Source organism: Nakamurella flavida, assembly GCF_030811475.1.
Taxonomy (GTDB): Bacteria; Actinomycetota; Actinomycetes; order Mycobacteriales; family Nakamurellaceae; genus Nakamurella; species Nakamurella flavida.
In genome coordinates this window covers 4,202,879-4,223,981 of sequence record NZ_JAUSQV010000001.1, presented here as the reverse complement: position 1 = coordinate 4,223,981, position 21,103 = coordinate 4,202,879, and the positions used below count along the sequence as shown (strand labels likewise).

At 73.9% G+C, this 21,103-nt stretch carries 19 protein-coding genes and 1 pseudogene; 1 reads left to right on the top strand and 19 read right to left on the bottom strand.

Annotated features, from left to right (window positions below; all coding sequences use genetic code 11):
* Positions 1-114 precede the first annotated feature (114 nt).
* The 18 genes and pseudogenes from J2S58_RS18680 to hrcA all read right to left on the bottom strand — a co-directional run bounded on the left by J2S58_RS18680 (position 115) and on the right by hrcA (position 19,212).
* Complete coding sequence (locus J2S58_RS18680) at positions 115-246, bottom strand: hypothetical protein (protein ID WP_275889416.1); 132 nt, start codon at positions 244-246, stop codon at positions 115-117.
* A gap of 83 nt (positions 247-329) precedes the next feature.
* Positions 330-575 carry a WhiB family transcriptional regulator gene (locus J2S58_RS18675; RefSeq protein ID WP_344469955.1) on the bottom strand — a complete coding sequence of 82 codons (246 nt, stop codon included), beginning with the start codon at positions 573-575 and terminating at the stop codon, positions 330-332.
* Positions 576-1,139: 564 nt separating this feature from the next.
* On the bottom strand, positions 1,140-3,266 hold the full coding sequence (locus J2S58_RS18670; protein ID WP_205257238.1) for a UvrD-helicase domain-containing protein: 2,127 nt from the start codon (positions 3,264-3,266) through the stop codon (positions 1,140-1,142).
* Positions 3,267-3,356: 90 nt separating this feature from the next.
* Positions 3,357-4,331 carry an NAD(+) diphosphatase gene (nudC, locus tag J2S58_RS18665; protein ID WP_306829261.1) on the bottom strand — a complete coding sequence of 325 codons (975 nt, stop codon included), beginning with the start codon at positions 4,329-4,331 and terminating at the stop codon, positions 3,357-3,359.
* Positions 4,328-5,836: a M16 family metallopeptidase gene (locus tag J2S58_RS18660; protein ID WP_205257237.1), complete on the bottom strand. Its 1,509-nt coding sequence runs from the start codon at positions 5,834-5,836 to the stop codon at positions 4,328-4,330. The genes nudC and J2S58_RS18660 overlap by 4 nt, the downstream gene beginning before the upstream one ends.
* Positions 5,836-7,140: a M16 family metallopeptidase gene (locus J2S58_RS18655; protein WP_205257360.1), complete on the bottom strand. Its 1,305-nt coding sequence runs from the start codon at positions 7,138-7,140 to the stop codon at positions 5,836-5,838. The genes J2S58_RS18660 and J2S58_RS18655 overlap by 1 nt, the downstream gene beginning before the upstream one ends.
* A 167-nt stretch (positions 7,141-7,307) precedes the next feature.
* Positions 7,308-7,871, bottom strand: a complete 564-nt coding sequence (locus tag J2S58_RS18650; RefSeq protein WP_205257236.1) for a hypothetical protein — start codon at positions 7,869-7,871, stop codon at positions 7,308-7,310.
* Positions 7,872-7,994: 123 nt separating this feature from the next.
* On the bottom strand, positions 7,995-8,933 hold the full coding sequence (gene era, locus J2S58_RS18645) for a GTPase Era (RefSeq protein WP_205257235.1): 939 nt from the start codon (positions 8,931-8,933) through the stop codon (positions 7,995-7,997).
* A complete protein-coding gene (locus J2S58_RS18640) occupies positions 8,930-9,328 on the bottom strand; it encodes a cytidine deaminase (RefSeq protein WP_240188989.1) in 399 nt (132 codons plus the stop codon). The genes era and J2S58_RS18640 overlap by 4 nt, the downstream gene beginning before the upstream one ends.
* Before the next feature lie 581 nt (positions 9,329-9,909).
* Positions 9,910-11,271, bottom strand: a pseudogene (locus J2S58_RS18635) (hemolysin family protein); the annotation flags it as partial.
* Positions 11,268-11,864, bottom strand: coding sequence for an rRNA maturation RNase YbeY (gene ybeY, locus J2S58_RS18630; RefSeq protein WP_205257233.1), 597 nt, complete (start codon positions 11,862-11,864; stop codon positions 11,268-11,270). The pseudogene J2S58_RS18635 and the gene ybeY, both read right to left, overlap by 4 nt.
* Complete coding sequence (locus tag J2S58_RS18625; RefSeq protein WP_370881882.1) at positions 11,861-12,976, bottom strand: PhoH family protein; 1,116 nt, start codon at positions 12,974-12,976, stop codon at positions 11,861-11,863. The genes ybeY and J2S58_RS18625 overlap by 4 nt, the downstream gene beginning before the upstream one ends.
* A gap of 283 nt (positions 12,977-13,259) precedes the next feature.
* Positions 13,260-14,063 (bottom strand): ABC transporter permease, encoded by an 804-nt coding sequence (locus tag J2S58_RS18620; protein ID WP_205257232.1) that lies wholly within the window; start codon positions 14,061-14,063, stop codon positions 13,260-13,262.
* Entirely contained in the window at positions 14,063-15,064 is a 1,002-nt protein-coding gene (locus J2S58_RS18615) for an ATP-binding cassette domain-containing protein (protein ID WP_205257231.1), read from the bottom strand. Before J2S58_RS18615 ends, J2S58_RS18620 begins: the two co-directional genes overlap by 1 nt.
* Positions 15,065-15,241: 177 nt before the next feature.
* Entirely contained in the window at positions 15,242-16,030 is a 789-nt protein-coding gene (locus J2S58_RS18610; protein ID WP_205257230.1) for an alpha/beta hydrolase, read from the bottom strand.
* Positions 16,031-16,167: 137 nt separating this feature from the next.
* The gene (locus J2S58_RS18605; protein ID WP_306829249.1) at positions 16,168-16,911 is read right to left on the bottom strand and encodes a 16S rRNA (uracil(1498)-N(3))-methyltransferase; all 744 of its coding nucleotides are present in this window, start codon (positions 16,909-16,911) and stop codon (positions 16,168-16,170) included.
* Entirely contained in the window at positions 16,908-18,056 is a 1,149-nt protein-coding gene (gene dnaJ, locus J2S58_RS18600; RefSeq protein WP_205257356.1) for a molecular chaperone DnaJ, read from the bottom strand. Before dnaJ ends, J2S58_RS18605 begins: the two co-directional genes overlap by 4 nt.
* A 106-nt stretch (positions 18,057-18,162) precedes the next feature.
* Positions 18,163-19,212: a heat-inducible transcriptional repressor HrcA gene (gene hrcA / locus J2S58_RS18595; protein WP_205257229.1), complete on the bottom strand. Its 1,050-nt coding sequence runs from the start codon at positions 19,210-19,212 to the stop codon at positions 18,163-18,165.
* 282 nt (positions 19,213-19,494) lie between these two features.
* Here hrcA and J2S58_RS18590 point away from each other — a divergent pair, with 282 nt between their 5' ends.
* Positions 19,495-19,818, top strand: coding sequence for a type II toxin-antitoxin system VapB family antitoxin (locus J2S58_RS18590; RefSeq protein WP_205257228.1), 324 nt, complete (start codon positions 19,495-19,497; stop codon positions 19,816-19,818).
* 11 nt (positions 19,819-19,829) lie between these two features.
* Here the strand turns inward: J2S58_RS18590 and hemW are convergent, their stop codons facing one another.
* Positions 19,830-21,056, bottom strand: coding sequence for a radical SAM family heme chaperone HemW (gene hemW, locus J2S58_RS18585; RefSeq protein ID WP_205257227.1), 1,227 nt, complete (start codon positions 21,054-21,056; stop codon positions 19,830-19,832).
* Positions 21,057-21,103: the final 47 nt, after the last annotated feature.

Here is a 21,103-nt window from a genome sequence, read left to right as displayed (position 1 = left end):
CCGGCCGAGCCGGGCTGCACTCGACCGGCCCTGCTGATCCGTCCCGTCCGAGGCCCGAGACCCGCCGGCCCCCGAGGCCCGGCCGGGCCGCAGAGCGGGCCCGGCCGGGAGCGATCAGCGCGGGAACAGCCGGCGGCGCTGCGGCCGCCGGTACTCCGGATCGCGGCGGGAAGCACCCGCGGCGAGCCGGTCACGCAGGATCTGCCGGGCGCGGTCGCGCGCGAGATCCTCGTTCATCTGGGACATGTCGATGTCTTCCGTCGATTCCGGCCGGAGCCGGAGGGCACGCACGGGACGGCGTCCCGTGCGGATGACACGGCCGGTGGCGATCAGGCCGCGGCCTTGCGCGGCCGGCCACGTGGTCGCTTGCGAGCGATGACCACACCGCCGTCGAAGATCTCGCCACCCCAGACACCCCAGGGCTCCGCCCGCTCGAGGGCACCGGCCAGGCAGGCCGCGCGCATCGGGCACGCCGCGCACAGGGACTTGGCCAGTTCGAGATCGGCCGGCCGTTCGGCGAAGAACAGATCCGGACCGGTGTGGCAGGGCAGATCGAGCGGGTCCGGCGTGACGATCGGGCCGGCGGACGCCGGCCCGACCGGAACGGCGGGGTTCGTGACGGGACGAGAGTCGGACCGAGCGTCCGTCTCGCGCGTGAGCTCCTGTTCCAGCAGGTGCATCACGGCACTTCACCTCCGAGGGCTGTGGTGTCGGCCGGGACCAGGCCGGCACGGGGAACGAGTGCCATCTGGTCCGGCAAATACCGCGGCCGCGGACTGCTCCCGACGAGAGGTCAGGAGGAGGCCGCGGCCGGAGGTGAGCCGATGCTGGAGATCAGATCAGCGGCTCGCCCCGGACCACGAGTGGCGGATGGGCATGGCGGTGCCTCGCGGCAGCCGCAGGCGTGGCTGGATGTACACGGCCATGCCTCAGGAGGCCTTACCGGCCGCGGGGTGCACCCGCTCGATGAGCTGGAACATGCGGGTCACCTCCTGCTGGCACCGGCCGCCCGGAACGGGCGTGATCTGGATCGGACGTTGCATGGACCGGGTCCGCGCGACGGTTGAAGGGTAGGACGGGGCCCGGGAGGGCCGCAACCGAATTACCGGAACCTTTTTACGGCGGTCCGGACGGGCGGGTCAGCCGTGACTGGCGGCGGGTTCGCGGGAGTCGGCGACGAGGGCGAGGACGGCATCCCCGTAGTGGTCGACCTTGGCCCGGCCGATCCCCGGGATGGCCAGCAGGGCGGACTCGTCACCGGGCCGCCGGTCCGCGATGGCCAGGAGCGTCGCGTCCGAGAACACGACGAACGCGGGGACCGAGTCCTCCGCGGACCGCGCCTTGCGCCACGTCCGCAGCGCCTCGACGAGCTCCGGATCGGTGGTGGACGGGCACCGGCCGCACCGACCCATCTTGATCTCCAGGGGTCCGTCCAGCCGGGAGCCGCAGGTCCGGCACCGACCCCCACCGGCGCGCCGACCGGCCGGCGCGGCAGCGGCGGGCGCGTCCGGGGCCAGCCCGGTGAGGAACCGGCTCCGCCGCCGGGAGCGGCGTCCACCCTCGGTGCGCGACAACGCCCACGACATGGCCAGCCGGGTCCGGGCCCGGGTGACGCCGACGTAGAACAGCCGACGTTCCTCCTCGATCTCCTCCGGCGTCTCCGCGTGCTGGATGGGCAGCGTGCCGTCGACGAGCCCGATGAGGCACACCGCGTCCCACTCCAGCCCCTTGGCCGCGTGCAGCGAGGCCAGGGTGACACCGTCCACCGTGGGGGCGTTCTGCTCGTCGGCCCGGCGGTCCAGCTCGGCGACCAGCTCGGCGAGACCCGCGGCCGGGTCGGCGGTGGCCAGTTCCTCGGCCACGCCGACCAGCAGCAGCAGGGCGTCCCACCGGTCACGCAGGGCACCGGCGGGGGGCGGCTCCGCACTCAGCCCGACGGTGCCCAGCACCGCCCGGGTCAGGGCGACCAGGGTCGGCCCCTCCCCCGGTCCGTCCTGCGGCCCGTCCTCGCCGCCGTCGGACCCGGCCCGCGCGCCTGAACCCTGGCCCGCGGCGGACCGCAGGGCGGTCAACGCCTGGCGGACATCGGCACGGGCGAAGAACCGTTGCGACCCGCGGACCACGTAGGGCACCCCGGCATGGGTCAGCGCCTGTTCGAAGGCCTCCGCCTGGGCGTTGATCCGGTAGAGCACGGCGATGCCCGACGGGCTCTGGCCCGCGGCGATCCAGCCGGCGATCTGCTCGGCCACCACCCGCGCCTCGGTCGGTTCGTCGGCGTGCTCGGTGTAGGTGGCCGCCGGGCCGTCGGGGAGGACCGCGGTCAACGTCAGCCTGAGCTTGGCCGCCGGACCGGTGGCACCGGCGATGATGCGATTGGCCAGGCTGACGACCTGCGGGGTGGACCGGTAGTCCCGTTGCAGACGGACCACCGTCGCCTCCGGGTACTTCTGGTCGAAGTCCAGCAGGTAGCGGGGCGAGGCGCCGGCGAAGGAGTAGATGGTCTGATTGGCGTCACCGACCACGGTGAGCTGATCGCGCCCGCCGAGCCAGGCGTCCAGCAGGCGCTGCTGGAGCGGGGTGACGTCCTGGTACTCGTCGACCACGAAGGACCGGTACCGGGCCCGGAACTCACCGGCCACCGCAGCGTCGTCCTCCAGGATGGCGCAGGTGTGCAGCAGCAGGTCGTCGAAGTCGAGCTGCTCGGCCTCGTTCTTGATCTGCTCGTAGCCGGCGAAGACCTTGGCCACCTTCTCGGCCGCCACCGGGGTGTCCCGCCGGTGGGTGGCTACCGCGGCCAGGTATCCCTGCGGGGCGACGAGAGATGCCTTGGCCCACTCGATCTCGCTGGCCAGGTCGCGCAGGGTGGACGAATCGGTGTCCGTGCCGGCCCGGCGGGCGGCGATCGCCACCAGCCGCAGCTTGTGCTCCATGACCGGCCACAACGTGCCGCCGACCGACCGGGGCCAGAAGTACCGCAGCTGCTTGAGGGCCGCGGAGTGGAAGGTCCGCGCCTGCACGTTCGGCACACCCAGGGCCCGGAGCCGCAGCCGCATCTCCCCGGCCGCACGGGTGGTGAAGGTGACGGCGAGCATCTCCGAGGAGGGGTGCCGGCCGCTGTCCACCAGGTGGGCGATGCGATGGGTGATGGTGCGGGTCTTGCCGGTGCCGGCGCCGGCCAGCACGCACACGGGACCCGTCGGGGCCAGCACGGCGGCGCGCTGGCCGTCGTCCAGGCCACTGAGGAGATCGACGGTCACGCCGGCCATCGTCGCACAGACGTACGAGCGGGCCCGGCAACCATGCACACCCCGGCGGGGTGGGTCCCACCACCCCGCCGCTCCCCCGGACGGGACGGTTCAGTCGTCGACCGCGGCCCAGCCCTCGACCATGTGCCGGGCGATGGAGACCCCGCCGGGCAGGGTGATCCCGTCCGCCGAACCACCGGCGGCCAGGATGCGCCGCACCTGCTCGCGCGTCACCCAGGTGGCCTCCTCGATCTCCCCCGGGCGGGGCGAGAGCACGGCGCCCCGTTCGGCCCGCGCGACGAAGCCGACCATCAGGGAACGCGGGAACGGCCAGGGCTGCGAGCCGAGGTAGGCGATGTCGGTGACGGCGATGCCGATCTCCTCGCCGATCTCCCGGGCGACCGTGGCCTCCAGGGCCTCCCCCGCCTCGACGAAGCCGGCCAGCACCGACACCCGGCCGGGCGGCCAGCTGGGCTGCCGGGCCAGCACCATCGAACCGGCCCCGTCGTGCACCAGCATGATCACCGCCGGGTCCGTCCGCGGGAACTCCTCGTGCCCCTCCGGGCAGCGTCGGGCCCAGCCCGCGGTGGTCGGGGTGCTGGGACGACCGCAGGCCGGGCAGAACGGCGCCCGCCGGTGCCAGGTGAGCAGGGCCGTCGCCGCGGTGAGCAACCCGGCGTCCCGGTCCCCCAGGACGGCGCCCACGTCGCGGAGCCCGAGTCGGGTCGGACCGGAGTCCTCCCCGGGGATAGCCTCGGTGGACCACCCGTCGGTGGATTCCGGGCCGTCGACGGTGGCGACGGGCACGGCCCAGTGGTCCACACCGTCCACGGCACCGAGCAGGACCGCCTCGGTGGGCACGGCGGCGGCCACGTCCGGTGCCGGCACGGTCACCAGCGACGGCACGCCGTCCGACCCGGTACGGATCTCGGCCCGGCCCGCCGGATCCAGCGTCAGCACCCGGGCGGTCGGCCAGGCCGCGGCGATCCGATCGGGGTCGCGCAGATCCTCCGACCGGTCCACCGTCCCCCGCGAGAGCGCGGGGGTGACCATCGGGAAGCCTGCTGCGGCAACGGGCGTGCTCACGGCAGGACCACCCCGCCGAGGCTGGACAGACCGGGTGCGAGCACGGCCAGGTCGCCGACGACGACCCCGGTGTACGCGGTCGGGGCGAACAGCTCGGCCGCGGCCGCGACCACCTCGTCCCGGGTGACCGCCTGCAGCCGGGCCGGGTGTGCCCGCAACCACCGGGCGTCGAGTCCGACCCCGGCCAGGGACGACAACGTCCCCGCATAACCCGCCTGGGTGGCCAACGAGGTGGCCAGCGTGCCCAGCGCGTACGCCCGGGCCGACTCCACCTCGGCCTCGGTCGGCCCGGTCAGCGCCATCCGGCCGAGCTCGTACCGGGTCTCGAGCAGGGCCGCGGCCGAGACGTCCGACGCGGTGTCGAAGGCGATGGTCATCGCCGCCCGGCCGGGCCAGAACTCCATGCCCGAGTGCGCGCTGTAGGTGAAACCCTTGTCCTCGCGGATGTTCTCGACCAGACGGGAGGAGAAGTAGCCGCCGTACACCAGGTTCGCGATCTGCGCCGCGGCGTACCCGGGGTCCTCGCGGGTGGGGGCGGCCGCGGTCAGCCGGACCTGCGACTGCACCGCTCCGGCCCGGTGGTGGGCCACGAGATCCCCGCCGACGACGGCCGGCGGGGTGGCCACCATGGCCGTGGTGCGACCGTCCGGGGACCGCCAGCCCTGCAGGGCCTGCTCGACCGCGTCCAGGGCGCGGGCCGGCGAGAGATCGCCCACCAGCACCAGCGTCGATCCGGCCGGCAGCACCGCCCGGGTGTGCAGTCCGCGCACCGCGGCCGGGCCGACACCGGCCAGCACCTGCGCGTCCGGCATCTCCAGGGTCACCGGGTGATCGCCGAACCGTTGCTTCTGCAGGTACCGACGAGCCACCGTGGACGGCTGCGACGCGGAGATGGAGATGTACTCGGCCAGCCGGTCCCGCTCCCCCAGCACGTCGTGCCGACGGAACGCGGGATCGAGCAGGCTGTCGGCCAGCACCTCGAGCAGCACCGGGAGGCCGGTGGACAGCGCGGACCCGGAGACCAGCAGACGCGCGGGATCCACCGACGCGTCCAGATGCCCGCCGACCACGGCGAGATCGGAGTCGACCTGCTCGCGGGAGCGGGAACCGGTCCCCAGCATCACCGTGGCGGCGAGCAGCTCGGCCCGGGCGGCGTGCGCGTCGCCGCGCCCACCGAACGGGATGCGCAGGCGCAGCTCGACCAGCGGGGTGCCGGGCTTGCGGACGGCGACCACAGTCAGCCCGGAATCGGTGACCCGTTCCACCAGGGTGGGTTCCCGGGTCCGGCCGGCCGGGCTCAGGTCCGGGACCGGACGGGGCCCCCGATCGGTGCGTCCGATCTGCTCGGCGCTCCGGTTCGGCGGGGCGACCACCGCGGCGGCCGGGTGATCGACGCCGGCCCGCCGGGTGCGGGCCGGCCGGGAGGCGGCCTTCCCGGCCGGTCGGGCGGCCGGGGCGTCAGCGGTGCGGGCGGACGTGGTGCGAGTGGATGTGGTGCGGGCCATCAGGCTTCTCCTCCGGGCAGCACCCGAAGGACGGCGCAGCGTTCGGGATCCAGGGCGCGGGCGGCGGCGGCGACGTCGTCCGCGGTCACCTGCGCCAGCAGGTCGGGCAGTTCGCCGAGCAGTTCGGCTCGGCCGTGCAGCAGTTCCATCGTCCCCAGGGAACGGGTGCGCACCGAGATGGTGTCGTTCTCCCGGTAGAGACCGGACACGAACCGGGCGACCGCCCGGGGCAGTTCGCCCTCCTGCGGGCCGTCGGCCGCCAACGCGGCCACCTCGACCATGGCCGCGTCGATGACGGTCTGCGCCTCCGTCCCGGGGGCGTGCACCGCACCCAGCACGAAGACGTCGGGGTCCCGGGCGTCCAACGGGCCGCCGACCAGCCCGGGGCCGGCCCAGATGTCGGTGGCCAGCCCGTCCCGGGCGATGACGGTGGACTGCAGGCGGGAGGACTCCCCGTCGGACAGCACGCTGCCGGCCATCAGGAAGGCCAGGTACCCGGGGAGGTCGCTCACCGGGTCGGGCAGCCGCCAGCCGACGGCCAGCGCCGGAGCGGGCGCGTGCGGGTCGTGGTGATCGGCGGAGCGCACGCCGGTCAGGGCCGGTTCGTCGAACGACGGACGCACCGGGGCCGGCCGGAACGGGACGTCGTCGAAGTGCCGGTGGATGAGCTCGAGAGCCGTGTCCGGGTCGAAGCCGCCGCACACGGTGAGCACCGCATTGGCCGGGGTGTAGTACGTCTCGAAGAAGTCGGCGCAATCGGCCACCGTCGCCGCCCGGAGATCGACGAAGTCGCCGTACCCGTTGTGCGCGTTGGCGAACGTGTCGAACATGACCGGCGGCAGCAGGATCCACGGGAACCCGCCGTAGGGGCGGTTCAGGACGTTGAGCCGGATCTCCTCGCTGACCACGTCGACCTGGTTGGCCAGGTTCTCGGCGGTGATCATCGGGGCACGCATCCGGTCGGCCTCCAGGAACAGGCCGCGTTCCAGGGCCGCCGAGGGGAGCACCTCGAAGTAGTCGGTGTAGTCGGTGTGCGTGGACCCGTTGAACAGGCCGCCGGAGGACTGCACCAGCCGGAAGTGCTCGAGCTTGGGCAACGACTCGCTGCCCTGGAACATCAGGTGCTCGAAGAGGTGGGCGAACCCGGTGCGCCCTTCGGGCTCCGACCGGAAGCCCACATCGTAGTGCACCGCGACCCCGACGACCCCGGTGCTGCGGTCGGGGGCCAGGACGACCCGCAGACCGTTGTCCAGGGTGGTGCGGGTGATGGGGTAGTCAGCGCGCGGGAGGCGGACGGGGCGGATGCGCGCCCGCCCGCTCGACGTGGTCGGGGCGGTCACCGTCCCAGACTATCCGGGTGGACCGGGCGGTCCACCCGGTGTGCGCGGTGGGCGAACAGCGGGACGCCGGAGCCGCGCGTCCACCCGACGACCGCGGACCGGCAGCCCCGGGGCGGTGCCGGACCCCGGGCTCAGGACCGGCCAGCGGTCTCCAGGACCCGGGCTCGGACCGCCGGAGCGGGAGTGGGCGCCGCGGCCAGGCGGGTGATCAGATCGGCCACGGTGACCGACGGACCGGTCGGACGACCCCGCCGGTGCGCGCCCACCAGGACCACGACCGCCAGCACGGCCAACAGGGCCAGCACGGCCAGCCCGGCGGCGACCCAACGCCCCGACCCACCGTCGACTCCGGACGTCGAGGTGCCGGCCAGCCGCACCACGCCCGGTTCGTTCCGCAGGTACTCCACTGCGATCCGCTGGCCGGCGGTCAGGCCGCAGCCGTCCAGGGCGGCGCGCAGCACCGGGTCGAGCAGCTCCACGGTGGCGGGCGTGGTGGCCGCGGTGCATGCGGGTGCGTCGACCACCAGGGCGAACGCGGTCACCGGGTCGGCGTCGATCGGGTCGGCTCCGTGGGCACCGGCGGGCACGGCCAGCGCCACCCCGATGATCAGGACCGAACCCAGGAGTGCGGTGATCGCCGGCCCGCGGCCGGGGCGGCCGGGTGGGAGCCGGTGGCGTCCGGTGTCGCTGCGCACCGGCGGATCATGGCACGACCGGCCGGCGTGACCCGGGACGACGCGCGGACCCCTCCGCCGCCCCTCCCACGGCGCCCCGGGCCGGCCGTCGCCCCGGCCGTCCACCGACCGCGGCCGGCCGGATCAGCCGTCGAAGCCGAGCTTGCGCAGCTGCTTGGGGTCGCGCTGCCATTCCTTGGCCACCGTGACGTGCAGGTCCAGGTACACCTGGGTGCCGAGCAGCTTCTCGATGCCCACCCGTGACCGGCGACCGACCGAGGCGAGCCGGGACCCTTTGTGGCCCAGCACGATCGACTTCTGGGAATCGCGCTCGACGTAGATCGTCGCGAACACATCGGTGAGCGGCGCCCGGCCCGGGGCGCGCTCGCGCGGCATCATCTCGCTGACCAGCACGGCCAGGGAGTGGGGCAGCTCGTCGCGGACGCCGTCGAGTGCGGCCTCCCGCACCAGCTCGGCGATGAGGGTCTCGACCGGCTCGTCGGTGACCTCGCCGTCCGGGTACAGCCGGGGGCTCTCCGGCAGCTGGGCGACCAGCAGGTCGGTGAGCAGCCCGACCTGGTCACCACGCACCGCCGACACCGGGATGACGTCGGCGAACTCCCGCACCTGCGAGAGGGCCAGCAGCTGCTTGGCGATGGCCTCGGGGCCGACCTTGTCGGTCTTGGTGACGATGCCCAGCACCGGCGTGCGGGGGGCGTCGTGCGCGAGATCGGCCATGATCCGGCGGTCACCGGGCCCGATCGCCTCGTCGGCGGGCACGCAGAACCCGATGACGTCGACATCGCTCCACACCCCGCGGATCACCTCGCCGAGCCGTTCGCCGAGCAGGGTGCGCGGCTTGTGCATACCCGGGGTGTCGACGACGACGAGCTGCGCGTCCGGGCGGGTGACGATGCCCCGGATCGCCCGGCGCGTGGTCTGCGGCTTGTCCGAGGTGATGGCGATCTTCTCGCCCACCAGCGCGTTCAGCAGGGTCGACTTGCCCACGTTGGGCCGGCCCACGAAGCAGGCGAAACCGGCGTGGTGGTCGGCGGTGCCGCCCGGGCTCCTGTCCCGGCTCACGGCGCGACCCGGGACAGCGGCGTGCCCTGGGCGTCGGCGAGGATCAACACCGGCGCGGACAGGTCGGCGGCGACCGCCCGGGAGGCCGGATCGGCGCTCTGCGCACCACCCACGATGACCGCGGCCTCGACCCGTCGGGCCCCCGAGGCGAGCGCGGCGGCTGCCGCGGCCTGCAGGGCGGTGAGCTGGAGCGAGGGCAGTGTCACCGTCGCGGCGGCGTAGGTCCGGCCGTCCTCGTCCCGCACGGCGGCACCCTCGGCCGCCGCGGCCCGACCGCGCGCACCGCGGGCGAGCACGACCAGCTTGGTGTCCTCGGCGTCCAGGGTCAGGGGTGCGGCCGGTGCCGGGTCGGCCAGTGGAGGAACGGTCGGGTCGGACGGGTCTGGTGTGCTCAACGGGGGTCCTCTCGGGACGGTCGTGCACCGGCGTGCGCGGCGACGGCCGGCTCCGGCTGCGGGGTGTCTGTGTCGTCGGGACGATCCGGCAACGTCCGTGCGGCGGTGTCATCCGATGTCGTGTCGCTCGGTGCCATGCCCGCCGGTGCCGTGTCCGACGGTGTCGGGGCCGCGGATGCCGTGGCCGCCGTGGTCGGGACGTCCTGGGTTCGATCGTCGGTTCGTGTGTCGGCGCGGTCGTCTGTTCCACCGTCCGCCACGCCCGTGACACCTGTCCCGGCCGGGTCCGCGGACGGGGCGGCGGACGCATCGGAGTCCGCCGGGCGATCCCGCCCACCGGTCGGGCCGTCCCCGAGCTCGGCGGCGGCCTTGCGTGCGGCCTTGGCCGCCTTCTTGCCGGCTCCGCCCGACCTGTCGTGGCCCTTCGCAGCCTTACCGCCCTTGCCGTCCTTGCGGTTCCGGGCGGCACCGTCCCGGCGGTCGTCCGTACGCCGATCCGTCCGGTCGTCGCTCCCGTTCTCCCGGGCCTCCTCGGCCTGGTCCTGATCGGGACGACCGCCCGGTCCGGCGTCCTGCCGGGCCTCGCGCTCCTCGGCCGATCGGTCCTCGCGTTCCTCGCGTTCGGCGGCCTCGGCGCGGTCGGCCTCGTCCTGTTCCTCCGGGGTGGCCCGGTGGACCAGCACGGTGAGCACCCGGGGGCGGCCGCGGCGGTCGACGCCGTACTCGCCGAGCAGGTGAAGCCCCTCCACCACGGCCTCGGACCCGGCGATGGGGACGCGACCGATCAGCTGGGCGAGCAGACCGCCCACCGTCTCCACGTCCTCGTCCGGGAGGTCGACGTCGAACAGCTCGCCGAGGTCCTCGACGGCCAGCCGGGACGACACCCGGACCACCCCGTCGTCGAGGTGCTCGATGGGGGCCCGGGTCTCCACGTCGTACTCGTCGGTGATCTCGCCGACGATCTCCTCGAGGACGTCCTCGATGGTGACGATGCCCGCGGTGCCGCCGTACTCGTCCACGACGACGGCGAAGTGGTTGCGGTCGCGCTGCATGTCGCGCAGCAGCGCGTCGACGTTCTTGGACTCGGGGACGAAGACCGGGGGCCGCATCACCTCCGCGACACCGACGCCGCTGTCCCCGTCGTGCAGGGTGAGCACCCGGACGACCAGATCCTTGAGGTAGACGACGCCGAGCAGGTCGTCGACGTCCTCGCCGATCACCGGGATGCGGGAGTAGCCGGACCGGGTGGCGAGCACCAGCGCCTCGCGGATGGACAGGTCGGACTCGATCCACACCATCTCGGTGCGCGGCACCATCACCTCGCGGGCGATCGTGTCGCCCAGCGCGAAGACGCTCTGCAGCATCGCCCGCTCCGCGTCCTCGACCATGCCGCGCTGCCCGGCCATGTCGACGAGTTCGCGGAGCTCGATGTCGGAGGAGAACGGGCCCTCGCGGAAGCCCCGCCCGGGGGTGATGGCGTTGCCCAGCAGGATCAGCAGGGAGGCGACGGGGGACAGCACCCGGGTCAGGCCCCGGGTGATCGCGGCCAGCGCCAGACCCACCGAGTACGCGTGCTGGCGACCGATGGTCCTCGGCAGCACCCCGATCACCACGTAGCAGACGATCAGCATCACCACGATGACCAGCAGGCCGATCCAGACCTGGAAACCCCAGGTGGAGAACGCGACCGCCGCCACCCCCACGGTGGCGGTGAGCTCGGCGACGACCCGGAGCAACAACAGGATGTTGGTGTGCCGGGGGCGGTCCTGGGTGATCGTCAGGAGCGATTCGGCGCCGCGTCGACCCTCCCGGGCCATCTCCTCGACCCGGGCCGGCGACACCGTGGTGATGGCGGCATCAGCCGCGGCCAGGAGCCCCGCGAGGGGGATGAGCAGGGCGGACACCAGGACCAGGACGACGTCCAGGGCGTCGAAGGGCGTCATCGGCCGGGAACACCCCGGTCCGGACCGGAGCGGTGGGTCGTGCCCACCGGTCCGTCCGGGCGACCCGTGGCCAGGCCCACCGCGTCGAGCACGGCGGAGTCGACCGCGTCGATCCGGGCCCGCCGAGCGCCGTGCGCCCGGGCCTCCCGCCAGGTGTCCAGCATCTCGTTCTGCAGGCGGAACATGGTGCGCTCCTCCTCGGGCTCGGCGTGGTCGTAGCCCAGCAGGTGCAGAATGCCGTGGACGGTCAACAGGTGCAGTTCGTCGTCGAGCAGATGACCGGCCTGGGTCGCCTGTTCCACCGCGACCTGCGGACACAGCACGACGTCGCCGAGCAGCGCGGGGCCGGCACCGGCCTCGTCGGGCCGCCGGGCGGTGTCCAGCTCGTCCATCGGGAAGCTCATGACGTCGGTCGGGCCGGGCTCGTCCATCCACTTGAGGTGCAGCTCGGACATCGCCTCGACGTCCATCAGCAGGATGGACAGCTCGGCCATCGCGTTGATGCCCATCCGCTCGAGCACGAACCGGGACACCGAGACGAGGGCGAGCTCGTCGACCTCGACCCCGGACTCGTTGGCGATCTCGACGCTCATCGGCCGGCGCCCGACGACCGGTCCGCGCCGGCCGACCGGTCGCCCCGCCGGCCACCCAGCGGGCCGCGGTCCTGGCGGTCGGGGGCGGCCTCGTCGTGGTCGGCGTCCCACTGCTCGTAGGCCTCGACGATGCGGCCGACCAGCCGGTGCCGCACCACGTCCGAGGACGTCAGCTGCGGGAAGGCGACGTCCTCGACGTCGGCGAGGATGTCCCGGACGACCTGCAGCCCGGAGCGCTGCCCACCGGGCAGGTCGACCTGGGTGACGTCGCCGGTGACCACGATCTTGGAGCCGAAGCCCAACCGGGTCAGGAACATCTTCATCTGCTCGGGCGTGGTGTTCTGCGCCTCGTCCAGGATGATGAAGGCGTCGTTCAGGGTGCGCCCCCGCATGTAGGCCAGCGGGGCGACCTCGATGGTGCCGGACGCCATCAGTCGCGGGATCGACTCCGGGTCGAGCATGTCGTGCAGTGCGTCGTAGAGCGGGCGCAGGTACGGGTCGATCTTGTCGCTCAGCGTGCCGGGGAGGAAGCCGAGCCGCTCCCCCGCCTCGACGGCCGGGCGGGTGAGGATGATCCGGTTGACCTGTTTCGCCTGCAACGACTGCACGGCCTTGGCCATGGCCAGGTACGTCTTGCCGGTACCGGCGGGGCCGATCCCGAAGACGATGGTGTGCTCGTCGATGGCGTCGACGTAGCGCTTCTGGTTCAGCGTCTTGGGTCGGATCACCCGGCCACGACGGCTGACGATGTTCAGGCCCAGGACGGCCGCCGGTGACTCGGCGGCGGTGGGCGCGGGGGTCGTCGCGGCATCGGTGAGCATGGACACCGTGCGCCGGACGGCATCGGCGTCGAGCACCGAACCCGACTCCTGCAGGGTCAGCAGCTCCCGCAGCGCGCGCTCGGCCAGGGCCACCTCGCCGGCGCCACCCCGCAGGGTGATCCGGTTGCCGCGGACGTGGATGTCCGCGTCGAGCGACTCCTCGAGCTGACGCAGCAGGGCGTCGCCCGATCCCAGCAGGCCGACCATGGCCCGCTCGTCGGCGACGACCATGGTCGACTCCGCCCGCTGGGCCCGGGCGGCCGCGGCGGACGCGGTCGCCGACGTGGGCACGAGGGGACCACCGGGGGCGCCGGTCGGGTCGGCCGCGTTCGGGTCGACCGGCAGGTCGACGCCCGCCGGCCGACGGTCGTCCGCGTTCGCATCGGAGGGTCCGGCCGGACCGCCGAGGGCGGTGACGGCGGCCGAGGGGACGTCCGCACGGGCCGAGGCCCGCGCGGCCGAGGAGGATTCCGGCACCTGGTGGGGTTCGCCTTCTGTCAGAGGGAGGGACCGCACCGCATCGAACGGGGCGGACCCGCAGCGGTGGAGCCTTCGACGATTCTACGGCGCGGCCTCACCGGGTCGTCGCCGATTCGTACCGCCGGATGGCGAGCGGGACGAACACCACCAGGAACGCGACCATCCACAGGCACGTGTAGAGCACCGGGTGCTGCAGCGGCCACACGTCCGGTGCGGGGAACTGCGGGCTGGTGTTGCCGAACAGTTCACGCACCGCCTGGACGAGCGAGGAGATCGGGTTCCAGTCGGCGATGACCCGCAGCACGGTCGGGAAGTTGTTCGTCGGCACGAACGTGTTGGCGATGAAGGTCAGCGGGAAGATGATGATGAAGGTGGCGTTGTTGAAGACCTCGGGCGACCGGACGGACAGCCCGATGACCGCCATCAGCCAGGACACGCAGTAGGCGAAGGCGATGAGCAGGGCGAAGCCGGCCAGCGCGTGCAGCAGCCCGGAGTGGATCCGCCAGCCCACCAGCAGTCCGGTCACCGTCATCACCGCGATGGTGACCAGGTTGATGCCCACGTCCGCCGACGTGCGCCCGACCAGCACGGCCGAGCGGGCCATCGGCAGCGAGCGGAACCGGTCGATGAGGCCCTTCTGCAGATCCTCGGCCAGCGAGGTGCCGGTGAACGTGCTGCCGAAGATCACCGTCTGGGCGAAGATCCCGGCCATCAGGAACTCCTTGTAGTCCACCCCCGGGATGGTGATCGCGGACCCGAAAACGTACGCGAACAGCAGGACGAACATGATCGGCGACAGCGTCGAGAAGACCAGGACGTCGGGCACCCGCCGGATCTTGAGCAGGTTGCGGCGGGCCACCACCACTCCGTCGGACACGGCCTGACCGAAGGTGGCCATCAGGCACCGCCCCGCGCGGCGTCGCCGGCGGCCGACGCACCGGTCGGGGTGTCCGGCTCGGTCCCGCTGGTGCGGCCGGTGAGGGTGAGGAACACGTCGTCCAGATCGGGGCGGCGCAGACCGGCCTCGACCAGTTCCACTGCGGACCCGTCCAGCCGCCGCAGTGCCTCCCGCAACGTCGCCGGACCGCCGCTCACCGGCAGGGTGAACGATCGGGCCTGCTCGTCGAGCCGGGGCTCGTCCACGGCGAGATCGGCCAGCCGGGAGCGCAGTTCGGGCAGCTGGTCCGCGCTGGCCACGATGAACTCCAGTCGCTCGCCGCCCACCTGGGCCTTGAGCTGGTCGGCGGTGCCGCGGGCGATCACCCTGCCGTGGTCGATGACCACGATCCCGTCGGCCAACAGGTCCGCCTCCTCGAGGTACTGGGTGGTCAGCAGGATGGTGGTGCCGTCGGCCACCAGGCCGGAGATCAGCTCCCACATGGCGATCCGCGAGCGCGGGTCGAGCCCGGTCGTCGGCTCGTCGAGGAACAGCACCCGGGGCCGGGCGATCAGCGAGGCGGCCACGTCCAGCCGCCGCCGCATGCCGCCGGAGTACCCCTTGACCACCCGACCGGCGGCGTCGGTGAGATCGAACCGCTCCAGCAGGTCGGCGGCCCGGGACCGGACCTCCCCGCGGGGCAGGTGGTACAGCCGGCCGACCATCTCGAGGTTCTCCGCGCCGGTGAGCTGCTCGTCGACCGCGGCGAACTGACCGGTGAGGCCGATGGCGGCGCGCACCGCGGGAGCCTGCTGCACGACGTCCATGCCCAGGACCCGGGCCGTCCCGGCGGTCGGGGCGAGCAGGGTGGCCAGGATGCGCACGGTGGTGGTCTTGCCGGCGCCGTTGGGCCCGAGCAGGCCGAGCACGGTGGCCTCCGGGACGTCCAGGTCGATCCCGTCCAGGGCGACCGTCGTCCGGTACTCCTTGCGGAGGCCGCGGACCTCGATGGCGGCGGTCACGACCGACCGACCGGGAGTCCGGGTGCGGGGGGTGGGCGGTGCGGCATCGTCGGTCCTCCGGGCGGGTGCGGGTGCGGCTGGGCGTGCTCCTCGGGTGGACCACAGGTACACCCGACCACCGACAGACCCCGCCCCGGCAGCGGAATCATCGGTCGCCGGGCAGCACCGCCGTGGTGCTCAGAGCATCCGCAGCAGCTGTTCCCGACAGATGGCCCACGCCGTCGACGCCGGGTCGATCAACTCCATGTGACCGGTGCCCGGGAGCACGATCAGTCGCACCGGATCGCCCACCGCCCGCGCCGCCTCGACGTACCGCTCGGACTGCGACAGCGGGACGTCCTCGTCCGCATCGCCGTGCACGCACACCACCCGCGCGCCGTCGCCGACGTGGGCCACCGGGGAGGCGTGGTGATAGCGCTGGGGCATCGACCCGGGATGGCCCTCCATCAGGGCGTCCACCGCACCGGCACCCAGGGTCTGCCGACTGGCCGCGACGAGGTCCAGCACGCCGGCCTGGGCGACCGCCCCGACCAGCCGGATCCCCGGTTCGCCCGGGGCCAGCGACCCCGCCGTCCCGGCGCGCAGACCGCCGCGATGGGCCAGCCAGGCGGCGAGATGCCCACCCGCGGAGTGCCCGACGGCGGCGACCCGGTCGAGCAGCAGGCGCCCGTCGGCGGCCTCCTGACCGTGGGTGCGCAGCGAGTCGGCGGCCAGGGTGAGATCGGTCAACGTGGTCGGCCAGCCGCCGCCGTCCCCCACCCGCCGGTACTCCACGGCGGCCGCGGCCACGCCGTACCGGGTGAGGTCCCGGGCCAGGGGCTCGGCGAGCTCGATGCCGTAGCGGGCACGCCAGAACCCGCCGTGCACGACCAGGGCCACCGGCAGGTGCGAGGCGGCGGGCAGGAACAGCTTCACGGTCTGGCTGGGGTGCGGGCCGTAGGCCCACTCCCGGATGTCGATCCTCACGGGCGGCGGGCCGGCGGCACGGGGACGGGAGCGGCGATCACCGCACCATCCTGACGACGCCCGGGGTGGGGACCAAACCGGGCCCCGGGTCCCGGACCCGTCACCGTGCCACCCACCGTGCCGTCGCCGGGAGGAGGTCAGCCCCAGCGGCCGGTCAGCACGGCCAGCGCGCCCAGGGCGACCGCGGCCGCGGTGGAGCTGCGGAGCACCTCCGGCCCGAGGCGGACCGCGCGGGCGCCGGCACCGGTGAACGCGGTCAGCTCCTCGGGGCTGACCCCGCCCTCGGGGCCCACGACCAGCAGCAGCTCGCCGGCGGCCGGCAGGTCCAGCCCGGTCAGCGGCTCGGTGGCCGACTCGTGCAGCACCAGCGCCAGGGTGGCCGCCGAGATCCGTTCCACCACCTGCGCGGTCCCGGCCAACGGGTCCACGGGCGGTACGTACCGGCGACGGGCCTGCTTGGCCGCGGACCGGGCCGTGGCCCGCCACTTCTCCACACCCCGGGTCGCCTTGTCGCGGTCCCACCGGGCGACGCTGCGCGCCGCGGCCCACGGGACGATGCCGTCGGCGCCGGCCTCGGTGGCCAGGTCGACGGCCAGCTCGCCGCGCTCGCCCTTGGGCAGGGCCTGCACCACGACGATCCGCAGCGGCGGCGGCGGGTCCTGTCGGATCTCCCCGGGCCGTACCAGCAGCGCGTCCCGCCGGACCTCCTCGACGGTGCCCAGGGTCCAGGCGCCGGCACCGTCGGTCAGCACGAGCGCCTCGCCCACGCGCAGCCGCTGCACGGTGGCCGCGTGCCGTCCCTCGGGACCGTCCAGCAGGACGGCCCCGGCGGCACCGGGCCGGGGCAGGGTGTCCACCAGGAAGGTGGGTTCCCCGCTCACCGACCGGCGAAGGAGTCGCGCAGGCGGGAGAAGAACCCGCCGTGCCCGCGTGCGGCCAGCTCGGCCTGCTCCTCGCCGCGCAGGGCGGCCAGTTCCCGGAGCAGTTCGGCCTGCCGGCCGTCGACCCGCGTCGGGGTGACCACGTCGACGTGCACGTGCAGGTTGCCCACCCCGGACCCGCGCAACCGGGGCATGCCCTGGCCGCGCAGCGTCTGCACCGTGCCGGACTGGGTTCCGGGCGCGATGACCAGCTCCTCCTGCGACTGCAGGGTGCTGAGCGACATGGTGGTCCCCAGCGCCGCTGCCGTCATCGGCACGTGCACGGTGCAGTGCAGATCGACGCCCTCCCGGGTGAACCGGTCGTGCGAGAGCTCCTCGACCTCGACGTACAGATCGCCGGGGGCACCGCCGCCGGGGCCGACCTCGCCCTGGCCGGCGAGCCGGACCCGGATGCCGTTGCCGACCCCGGCCGGGATGTTGGCCCGGACGACCCGCCGCGCGCGCACCCGGCCCTCGCCGCTGCACTGCCGACAGGGTTCGGGGATGACCTCGCCGAACCCGCGGCAGACCGGACAGGGCCGGGAGGTGACGACCTGGCCGAGCAGCGACCGCTGGACCTGCTGGATCTCGCCGCTGCCCTGGCAGGTGTCACAGGTGACCGGGCGGGTGCCCTCGGCGCACCCGGAGCCGTGGCACACCCCGCACAGGGTGGCGGTGTCCACGGTGATGTCCTTGGCCACGCCGGCCGCGCACTCCTCGAGCGTCAGCTCGACCGGGATGAGCGCGTCATCGCCCTGACGGGTCCGTGAGCGCGGGCCCCGACCGCGGCCGCCGCCCTGCCCGCCGCCGAAGAAGGCGTCCATGATGTCGCCGAGGCCCATGCCACCGAACGGGTCACCGCCCCCGCCGCCGTTGCCGCCGCCGCTCCCGGAGAGCGGGTCGCCGCCGAGGTCGACGACCTGTCGCTTGGCCGGATCGGACAGCACCTCGTACGCCGCGGTGACGTCCTTGAAACGCTGCTGCGCGGCGGCGTCGGGGTTGACGTCGGGATGCAGCTCCCGTGCCAGCTTGCGGTAGGCCCGCTTGATCTCGTCGGCCGACGCGCCCTTGGCGACGCCCAGCGCACCGTAGTAGTCCCGTGCCACGCTCTGCACCCATCACTTCCTGCGGGTATCGCACCCGCACCTGCTCGTCCGCGTCCCGGGAGGCCGGGGCGGTGTCTGGCTCGTCTGGCTGTCCGGGGCGGCCCGCCTAGCGGCCGGACACGATCTCCCCGATGTACCGGGCGACGGCGCGGACCGCGGCCATCGTCCCGGGGTAGTCCATCCGGGTGGGGCCGACGACGGCCACGCCACCCATCACGGTGCTGCCGCTCCCGTACCCCGCGGAGACCAGCGCCGATCGGGCCAGGTTGTCGTCCCGGTTCTCCTGCCCGATGGAGACGTGCACGGCGTCCGGGGCCTGCACGACGGTGAGCAGCTTGAGCAGGGTGACCTGCTCGTCCATGGCCTCCAGGACCCCCTGGAGCATGCCGGGCTGATCGGCCCAGGCGCCGGTGACGTGCGAGGTGCCGGAGAGCACGAGCCGCTCCTCCGGGTTGTCGACCAGCGCGCCGAGCAGGGCGGACACCACGACCCGGACCACCGGACGCAGGGCCGGTTCGACCTGGGCGGGCAGATCGGCGAGACCGTCGGCGGCGTCGGCCAGCCGGCGGCCGGTGACGTGGGTGGCCAGCAGCGCGCGGAGGGTCAGCACGGTGTCGTGGTCGACGGTGGCGGGCCGGTCACCGCCGTCGGCGACCTCGCCGACGTCCACCAGCCGCTGTTCGACCCGACCGGTGTCGGTGATCACCACCAGCAGCAGCCGGCGCGGGTCCAGGGCGACGACCTCGACGTGCCGCACCGAGGAACGGCTCAGCGTCGGGTACTGCACGACCGCGACCTGCCGGGTCAGCTGGGCGAGCGAGCGAACCGCACGACGGAGCACGTCGTCCAGGTCGACCGCCTCGGAGAGGAAGGAGTGGATGGCGCGACGCTCCCCCACCGACATGGGCTTGACCTGCGAGAGCCGATCGACGAAGAGCCGGTAGCCCTTGTCGGTCGGGACGCGGCCGGCGGAGGTGTGCGGCTGGGCGATGTACCCCTCGTCCTCCAGGACGGCCATGTCGTTGCGGATGGTGGCCGGGGAGACGCCCAGCTGGTGACGGTCGACCAGGGACTTGGAACCGACGGGTTCCCGGGTGGCCACGTAGTCCGAGACGATGGCCCGCAGGACCTCGAACCGACGATCGTCCGCCGACATCCCCACCACCTCCGTCCCGCTGCCGTCCCGGCCCGTGCCGGCCGGTGGTCCCTGGCCGGGTGTTCCGGCCGGACCGCGGCCGCCGGACGCCGGCTGGCACTCGACCTGTCGCTCTGCCAAGTGTAGTCGCCGGGCCGCCTGCGCCCGCCGGAACGGCCCGCCGGTGACGCCGGGCGCCGTGACCTGCGCGGTGTCCCGCCCGGCCGCCGTCCGGGACGTTTACCCTGGCCGCAGAACACCGGCTCCGACCGGTGGTGCGACAGGGGCGGAGGCGGGTCGGCAGTGATCTTCAAGGACGTGCGCGACGGCCGGCCCTACCCCGATCACGACCTGTCGATGCGGGACTGGGCGCGCATCCCCCCGCGGCAGATCCGGATCAGCGAGCTGGTCACCACCAAGCGCGAGCTGCGCCTGGACACCCTGCTGGACGAGAACTCCACCTTCTACGGGGACCTGTTCCCGCACGCCGTGCTGTGGCACGGCGAGGTTTTCCTGGAGGACGGACTGCACCGGGCCCTGCGGGCCGCACTGCGCCAGCGCACCGCCATGCACGTGCGGATCCTGGACCTCGACGACGTCTCCGGATGGACCCCGCCGGCACGCTGACCGCGTCGGGCTCAGTCCGTCAGGGCCAGGGCGATCCCGTCGGCCAGCAGCCGGCCCCGCAGGGTCAGCACCGCCCGTCCGGCCGACAGGGCCGCCGGATCGAGCAGGCCGTCCGTCGCGTCCTGCGCCGCACGGTCCCGGCCGACGGGCGAGAGCGCGTCCAGGGCCAGACCGTCGGCCAGCCGCAGCTCCAGCAGGACGCGTTCCAGCTCGCGCGACTCCGGGGAGAGGACTTCCCGGGCGGCGCCCGGTGAACGGCCGGCGGCCAGGGCCGCCGCGTAGGCCGCCGGGTGCTTGACGTTCCACCAGCGCACCCCGCCGACGTGGGAGTGGGCGCCGGGCCCGATCCCCCACCAGTCACCGCCCGTCCAGTAGGCCAGGTTGTGCCGGCACCGGGCCGCGTCGTCGGTGGCCCAGTTGGACACCTCGTACCAGCTCATCCCGGCCGCGGTGAGCGCCGCCTCGGCCATCAGGTAACGGTCGGCCAGGATGTCCTCGTCCGGCATGGGGAGCGCGCCGGTGCGCACCTGCCGGTGCATCCGGGTGCCCGGCTCCACGATGAGCGAGTAGGCCGAGACGTGGTCCACCCCGGCGCCGACGGCGGCGGCGAGGGAGTCGGCGAACTCCCGGTCGGTCTCCCCGGGGGTGCCGTAGATGAGGTCGAGATTGACGTGGTCGAACCCGGCGGCGCGGGCCTGGGCCACGACCGCCTCCGGCCGGCCCGCGGTGTGCCGGCGGTCCAGGATCTGCAGGACGCGGGGTGAGGAGGACTGCATGCCCAGGGAGAGCCGGGTGTAACCCGCCGCGCGGAGGGCGTCGAGCAGCGCCGGGTCGGTGGACTCCGGATTGGCCTCCGTGCTCACCTCGGCGTCCGGGGTCAGGCCGAACCGGTCGTCGATGCGACGCAGCAGGGCGGTCAGCGGCCCCGCACCCACCAGCGACGGAGTGCCCCCGCCGACGAAGACCGTACCGACCGGCCGGGTGTCCCCCCGGGACCGCAGAACCCTTGCCGCCAGGTCGATCTCGGCCAGCGCGCCGTCCAGCCACGACTGCGGGGAGGCCTGGCTGCCCAGTTCGCCCGCCGTGTAGGTGTTGAAGTCGCAGTAGCCGCAGCGGGTCGCGCAGAACGGCACGTGGACGTAGAAGGACAGACTGCGCGCGGCCATCCCGACGTGGGCCTGGTCCGGGAGCGCGCCGTCGACCGGGACGGGATCACCGTCGGGGAGGGTGGAGGGCACCCGACCAGTGTGCGGGCTCCCCGACCGTCCTGGAGACCACGCCGGGG